At 48.5% G+C, this 6784-nt stretch carries 6 protein-coding genes and 1 riboswitch; of the genes, 3 read left to right on the top strand and 3 right to left on the bottom strand.

All coding sequences use genetic code 11. The features are described 5' to 3' along the window. Positions 1-291 precede the first annotated feature (291 nt). Positions 292-1347: an LLM class flavin-dependent oxidoreductase gene (locus tag OXG10_04170; protein ID MCY3826566.1), complete on the bottom strand. Its 1056-nt coding sequence runs from the start codon at positions 1345-1347 to the stop codon at positions 292-294. 109 nt (positions 1348-1456) lie between these two features. Here OXG10_04170 and OXG10_04165 point away from each other — a divergent pair, with 109 nt between their 5' ends. After that, positions 1457-2482 (top strand): LLM class flavin-dependent oxidoreductase, encoded by a 1026-nt coding sequence (locus OXG10_04165; GenBank protein MCY3826565.1) that lies wholly within the window; start codon positions 1457-1459, stop codon positions 2480-2482. A gap of 167 nt (positions 2483-2649) precedes the next feature. Here OXG10_04165 and OXG10_04160 read toward each other — a convergent pair whose 3' ends face one another. Continuing rightward, positions 2650-4503, bottom strand: a complete 1854-nt coding sequence (locus OXG10_04160) for a TonB-dependent receptor (GenBank protein MCY3826564.1) — start codon at positions 4501-4503, stop codon at positions 2650-2652. A 228-nt stretch (positions 4504-4731) separates the two neighbouring features. Continuing rightward, a riboswitch (cobalamin riboswitch) is annotated at positions 4732-4969 on the bottom strand. Between the two features lie 48 nt (positions 4970-5017). Beyond that, positions 5018-5272 (bottom strand): glutaredoxin 3, encoded by a 255-nt coding sequence (gene grxC / locus OXG10_04155; GenBank protein MCY3826563.1) that lies wholly within the window; start codon positions 5270-5272, stop codon positions 5018-5020. Positions 5273-5379: 107 nt separating this feature from the next. Here grxC and OXG10_04150 point away from each other — a divergent pair, with 107 nt between their 5' ends. Beyond that, a complete protein-coding gene (locus tag OXG10_04150) occupies positions 5380-5931 on the top strand; it encodes a hypothetical protein (GenBank protein MCY3826562.1) in 552 nt (183 codons plus the stop codon). Then, positions 5928-6716: an ABC transporter permease gene (locus OXG10_04145; protein MCY3826561.1), complete on the top strand. Its 789-nt coding sequence runs from the start codon at positions 5928-5930 to the stop codon at positions 6714-6716. The genes OXG10_04150 and OXG10_04145 overlap by 4 nt, the downstream gene beginning before the upstream one ends. Positions 6717-6784: the final 68 nt, after the last annotated feature.

Raw genomic sequence — 6784 nt, 5'->3', positions numbered from 1 at the left:
CGTCTGGAATTCTGTCGGAAAATCGACGGAGAAAGGGGTTTTCTGACAGACACTAACTAGGAGCTTTGACAATTGTCAATAAATTGAGAGAAATCCGGGGGGTAGCAACTGTTCCTTCCTAACGCATTTAATCCGTTATTATTGCAGTTATAGCATCAGAACGAGATTCAAGCACCTCAATGATTTTGAGGATTTTTTACGGAATCAGACAAGGAACACAATACGAATCTCGTATTTCTACCTTGGAGAGTTTTTGCGGCAATCAGAATTGAATGCAATCCCGCTGAGAGCTTATTTGAAGTAAGGAATTATCTCTTTTGAGTAAGTTTCAAGCGCCAAGTCCGGATCGGGGCTGAACCTGTAGAACAACACGAAATTCCTTACTCCCGCATCTATGAACTTCTCGATTTTCTCTATGCAGTCTTTTTTCGATCCCGTAATGGTGAAATCAAGTATGGCTTCTCTCGGGAAAAGCTGCCCGAGCTGCCTGAACCTCTGCCTTCCCTCTTCATCCGTCGGCACTATGTTGAAGTAGTTAAGACCGTGATATTCTTCGGGTATCTCGACGTCGTAGCCGGCTTTCAGCAACTGGTCCTGCATGACCAGCACGTACTTGAAAGGTTCGAGAGTCTCGTAGGCGGCGTCAACGCTTTCTCCAAGAGAGGTGAATACCCACAGGGCTGGGTCAAAACCGTCGTCAAGCGATCTTCCCACGTTATTCGCTGCGGCTTTTATCTCCCCGAGGTAACCGGAATAGAGATCGGGATTCAGGTCTATCGGCAGCCATCCGTCGCCTTTTTCTCCCGTCAACTGAAGCCCCTTGGGCGTGTGGGTGGCCATGTAAAACGGTATCTTGTTTCTCTCGTAGGGTTTTATCTGCAAAAATGCGTTCTCAAGGTTGTAGAACTTTCCGTCAAAATCTACAGGTTCGTCGGTTTCCCAAAGAAGCTCCATGACTTCTATGGACTCTCTGAGTTTCGAAAGGGGTTTTCCCCACTCGATTCCGAACGCGTCAAGATTCATCGATTCCCCCACTCCTAGGGAGAGCACTACCCTGCCCTTTGAAAGCTGATCAACGGTTGCGAGTCTCTGAGCGAAAACGGCGGGATGCATCCTGTGAGGATCAGAAACCGTTCCCAAAGCTATGTTTTCCGTTTTCATTGCCGCCGCCGCCGCCACGGTCCACGCCTCGGGAGCAATTGCTCCCGGCGCCACGAAGAGCAGATGGTCGGGGTACCATATAGTGTCGAATCCAAGCTGGTCGGCTTTTATCGAGAAATTTACGAGTCCGTCAACGTCAGCTCCCGGCATCGGAGCGGAAAGTCCAAATTTTATTTCTTTTCCCATTATATGGCACCTCGATTATGGTTTTGGAAGTAGGTAGCGATCACGGTAGAATTATGGTTAATTTGCAGTTTAAACGCAAATAATCCAGTAAATATCCCGGAGGTGTGAAATGAAATTCGGAGTCGGACTCTTCAGCATGCAGACCCACAAGGATCTTGAGTACCGCCATGTGGATCTTTACAGAAATTCCCTAGAGCACGTGAGACTTGCCGAAGCGGTGAATTTCGATTCGGTCTGGCTTTCCGAACATCATTTTCTTGAGGATGGTTACTGCTCTTCACCCCTTGGGATGGCCGCCGCGATGGCCGCTGTGACTGAGAGGGTGAGAATAGGTACCGGAGCCTTGATACTCACGCTTCATAACCCCGTGAGGGTGGCCGAAGACGCTGCTACGGTCGATCTCATTTCCGGTGGAAGATTCGATCTGGGAGTTGCGATAGGATACAGAAAAGAAGAGTTCGAAGGGTTCGGAGTTCCGGTGGCGCAAAGACCCTCGAGGATTGAAGAAGGCATAGAGATAATCGAGAAATGCTGGGAGGACGGCCCCTTTTCCTATGAAGGCAAAAGGTTCAGCTTCTCAAACATAGATGTTACTCCCAAGCCCGTGCAGAGACCCATACCTATATACATAGGGGCTTTCGAGGAACCCGCCGTGCGGAGGGCCGGGCGCCTCGGGTACCCGCTTCTTATCGGTCCCGGCAGGACGGTTCCCATGATAATGGATACTCTAGGGTGGTATAACGATGAGGCTGAGAAAGCCGGTCGCGATCCGTCCGAAGTGGAGCACATACTGCTTCGGGAAACTTACGTGCGTGAAAGTACGGAAGAGGCCATGGCAGGTGGAACCGAGTACGTGATAAACATGTACAGGTTTTACCTAAGCCTCGGGGTCAAGATAGTGATAAGAGGGAAAAACATAACTGACCCTGATGATCCTTTCTTCGAATACATGGCGGAAGACCGCTTCATGATCGGCACCTCTGAGCACTGCGTTCAGGAGGTAAAGAAATACGCGGAGAAAACAGGAATCCGCAACATAATGTGCAGGATGGTGTTTCCCCAGGCTCCTGCCGAGGTCATAGCGCACTCGATTGAGCTTTTTGGGAAAGAGGTTATTCCCGAATTTAAACCTTAACCCGCAAAGACGTAAAAAGACGGTGGATGCGGACGCATCCGGGAAGCTGTCTTGTGGACTTTGCGTCCTGCACGGTTTCTTGACAGTCTCAACTCAAGCCACCACCCCGGCCAGTTGAGATCAGCCTTGATTTTTCTCCGCCAAGACAGCTTCTCGAACCCGCTCCGTTACCGGACTGCTGAAACTCCGGAAATCATACTGAACCCCGGGGATGAAAAACCGAAAACATTTTCATAATTTTCGTTGAACAAGTTATTGATTCTTGAAAACAACCTGATTTTATCAACAAATCTTTTCACGCTGATTTCGTAGGAAGCCGCAGCGTCAACGATGAAAAAAGAATCGTTTGTGACTCTGGTGCTTGGAAACTCGCTCCAGTTCACATCATCCCTGCTGCCGATATAGTTTCCCGAAAGGCTGAGATCAAAGGCATTTTTTGAGTATCCTGCGTTAAAAGAAAACGAATGATCGGGGACCCGTATGAGACTTTCTCCTTCGGAGAAGGACGGGGACCCGAGGCCGCCGTCATCGGTTACGTCGGCTTTAAGGTATGTGTAGGCTGCGCTTAGAGTCAAGCTGTTGCTAGGGTAGAAACGTATTGCGGCTTCGACTCCCTCTGATTTTGCGCGGCTTATGTTTTCGTAGTTGGTTCCATTCTCAAACGGGGTGAAGCTGTAAGCGATAATGTTTTTGAATTTGTTTTGGAAAAAGCTCAAGTCAAGTTCGACCGCGTTATCAAGCAACGGCTGCCTGAGGCCTATTTCTGCTGTCAGTGTTTCTTCGGGCTTTAGGTCCGGGTTGGGTATTGTTCCGAAAGCCGCACTGAAGTTTTCATAAAAATTGGCTTCCTTGATTCCTCTGCTGATTCCTCCTCTTATCTCGGTTCCGGATTCCCTGATTTTCCACCTAGTGAAGACACTCGGACTCCACTCGCTCCCGAATGAATCGTTGTCGTCATATCTTACGCCGGTTGTTACGAAGAATCTCTTCAGCAGCGCGAAGTTGTTCTGAGCATAGAAGGCGTAGTTTTTTCTTGATTCATTCAGTGAGTCCGTCTTGAAACTTTCTTTCTCGTATTCAAAACCCGTCGAGATTATGCTCGAAGCCTGATCGAAGTCGACAAAAAAACTTGACCCGTACTCAAGCGATATCCTTTTGTCGAGAGTCTCCGAAGGGAAGGGTGAATCTAATTCAAGGGGCTGGGGCCCGTCATAGTTTTCCCGATCAAGTCTCGCGTAGCCGAGCTTAAATGAGTTCTCCCACCATTCGGTCGGGGAAAAAATGATGTCAGAACCCGTGACGAGCGATTTTTCCTTAGTTCCTTGGTCCGGATCAGCGAACGCGTCAAACCTGTCTCCCGCGCCTCCGGTCGGGAATTCAAACTTCGAATCTCTGTATATGGAGAAAAATGAGAGATTTAAATCGTCGTTCGCTTCCAAACTCAGATTCGCCGTGAAGTTGTTATTTTTGTAATCGTTGTTTATCTCTAGGATTCCCTCATCGATGATTCTCTGGTGAGAAATGAAATAGCCCAGCTTCTCGAAACTGCCCGAGATGCTTGAGGAATGCTCAAAGATCATTGCGTCTTCGGCGCGGAATCCCAAGGCCACGGAGCTTGCTTTTTTCATTTTTCCGCTCCCGCGCTTCGTTATTATGTTTATAACGGAAGACGCCGCGTCAGAACCGTAAAGAGACGAGTGCGCGCCTTTTATTATCTCTATTCTCTCTACGTTCTCAGTGGTAAGAGAGGAGATGTCAAATCCACCGCCGGCTTGGTTTATCTGGACGCCGTTGATCATGACGAGGTTGTAATCCGACTGCCCGCCCCTTGCGAAAATGGAAGTAAATCCTCCCCGGCCCCCCGAACTGACTACGTTGAACCCAGGGACTCTCGAAAGTATGGCCGCGATGTCCTTTTCCCCGCTTCTTTCAATCTCCTCTCTGTCTATAACGGTAACGGAAGAACCGAGAAGCTCGGCGGCAATCCAAGTTTTTGTACCCGTCACAATAATTCTTTCCATTTCTTTCTCCTCCGAAAAACCCGCGGACGGAAACAGAACTGGAATCAAAATAAAGACGAAAAATATCTTAAGTCTGTTCATTCTTGACTCCTCCAAGTGCTGGTAGATAGCTTTCCCCGGAAGAGCGGCTAAATGAATGAACACATAGGACGGAAAATAGGAAATGCGCGAATGCGCCGGAAATAAAAAATGTGTTTTTAATCGCCATACGCCTAACTCCCGAGGCAGAACCACTAGATTGACGCAGGCAGGTCTTCCGACTTAAAGGGTCGCCTGTTATCAAAACAGAGCAACTTTTCCGGATGCGGCCTTCCCGGCTGTATTAAAGCCAGTGACCCGAAGCGCAAGCGCGCCTCGCATGGGCAGGAAAAAACCCTTATTACGGCTGCGGGAACAGTTCGGGACTTTCACCCGATTCCCTTAACCTGAATCTGAATATGATGGTACATGCTGGCTGTGGAAGTGTCAAAGGCTTCCAGTCGACGGGAAGGCGTAATCAGGAATCGCCTTGTGTTTAGGAAGCAAGCATACGGTCAAGTTCCCCTGAACGCTCAAGGGCCGCAAGGTCGTCGTAACCGCCTATGAACTGCTCATTTACGAAGATCATGGGTACGGTTCTCCAGTTAAGGCTCTCAACGAGCTCCTTTCTTTTTTCTATGTCTTCATCAAGCCTTATCTCTTCGTAGTCCACTTGTTTTTTGTCAAGGAGCCTTTTTGCCCTTCTGCAGTAAGTGCAATAAAAACTTGTGTAGATCGTTACGGAACTCAATATCGCACCTCGGTTTGTTTTTGGGTCCTATGATGCTTGGTTTTTAGTATATATTCAAGTACGTTAAGCACTTACGTGTCCTTACTGGGCGATGGAGTTTTTGCACTATGCGGGAAAAGGTCTTTTTTTTCTTGGGGCTTTCGCTGATTTTCCTTATGAGTTCGTGCTCTGCCACGAAGTTTCTGGTGAACTATGCCTCGGGTGATGACAGGAAGTCTGGAAAGATGAAGGACTGGGTCTACACCACGGAGCTAAACAGGTACCGTGTCGCACCTCTTTCGCAGAACTGGGAAAGAGTGTCGATAGAAGGTGGGGATATAGCTTTTTACAATCCGGCGAGTGACCTCGTGTTAACGGTAAGTTCGCTCTGCGCGGACCGGGATTATGATCTTCAGACGCTTTCAGATTCCTTGGTGGTTGGCTTGAGCAAGAAGCGGATTAAACTGCGAAAGGATATCGAAGTCGACGGTGCAGCGGGGCTATACACGGAATACGAGGCGTCGCTTGACGATGAGAGTTTCATGCTTGCTACGGTAGTGCATAAATCTGGCAAGTGCGATTATGACTTCAGTTATTCCGCGGGCCCGGCCGACTTCAAAGCGAATCTTGGGAAGTTCATTGATTTCGTTTCAGGTTTCGAGGAGATCTGGGCTAAATGAGCAGGTTTGTATCCGAGGTTTTCAACAGTTTCCTTAACTTTGTTCTCGGTGTTGGAGAGGTCTGTTTTTTCTTCTGGAATTCAATCGTAGCTACTGTTACTCCCCCATATGATTACGGTCTTCTGATGGCCCAGATATACGATATAGGTTATCGCTCCATCTCAATAGTAGTGGTTTCCGCCATGGCGATCGGAATGGTGATGGTGGTGCAGCTGGCGTGGGGATTCGCGTGGTTCGGGGCGAAGGGGCTTGTAGGTCCCGTGGTTACTCTCTCGTTCGTGAGGGAACTCGGTCCCATAATAACCTCTCTTCTTGTGGGCGGCAGGGTTGGTTCCGGTATCACGGCCGAGATAAGCTCGATGAAGGTAACGGAGCAGATAGACGCCATAAAGACCCTTGGAGCCGATCCGATCAGAAAACTTGTCTCTCCGAGGCTTATGGCATGCATAATATCTTTTCCACTACTTGCGGTAATATCTAACCTCGCGGGCATAGGAGGGGCGATGATCATCTCTCAGATGGAACTTAACGTGAAACCCACTCTTTTCATCGAAAGCATAAGAGGCTGGGTTTCTCTTGAAGACCTGATGACCGGTATTTCCAAGACTCTGTTTTTCGGAATCATAGTGGCGATCACGGGCTGCTATGTGGGAATGAAGGCTGAGGGGGGAACACGCGGGGTCGGAAACGCCACCACTAAAACTGTTGTGATCTCGCTTTTCCTGATAATACTTTTCGACTTCATTCTCTCGAAAATATTCGTCATTGCTTTTTATGACTTCTAAATCTTTTGTCCTGCCCGCTTAAATTTCTTTGACTTTGAGGTTACATTCGGTAGAATCGATACCCTTAA

This window comes from Candidatus Dadabacteria bacterium (genome assembly GCA_026706695.1).
In the GTDB taxonomy this organism is placed as follows: domain Bacteria; phylum Desulfobacterota_D; class UBA1144; order Nemesobacterales; family Nemesobacteraceae; genus Nemesobacter.
The sequence above is the reverse complement of the archived record's forward strand: the minus strand, read 5'-3'. Positions and strand labels throughout refer to the sequence as shown.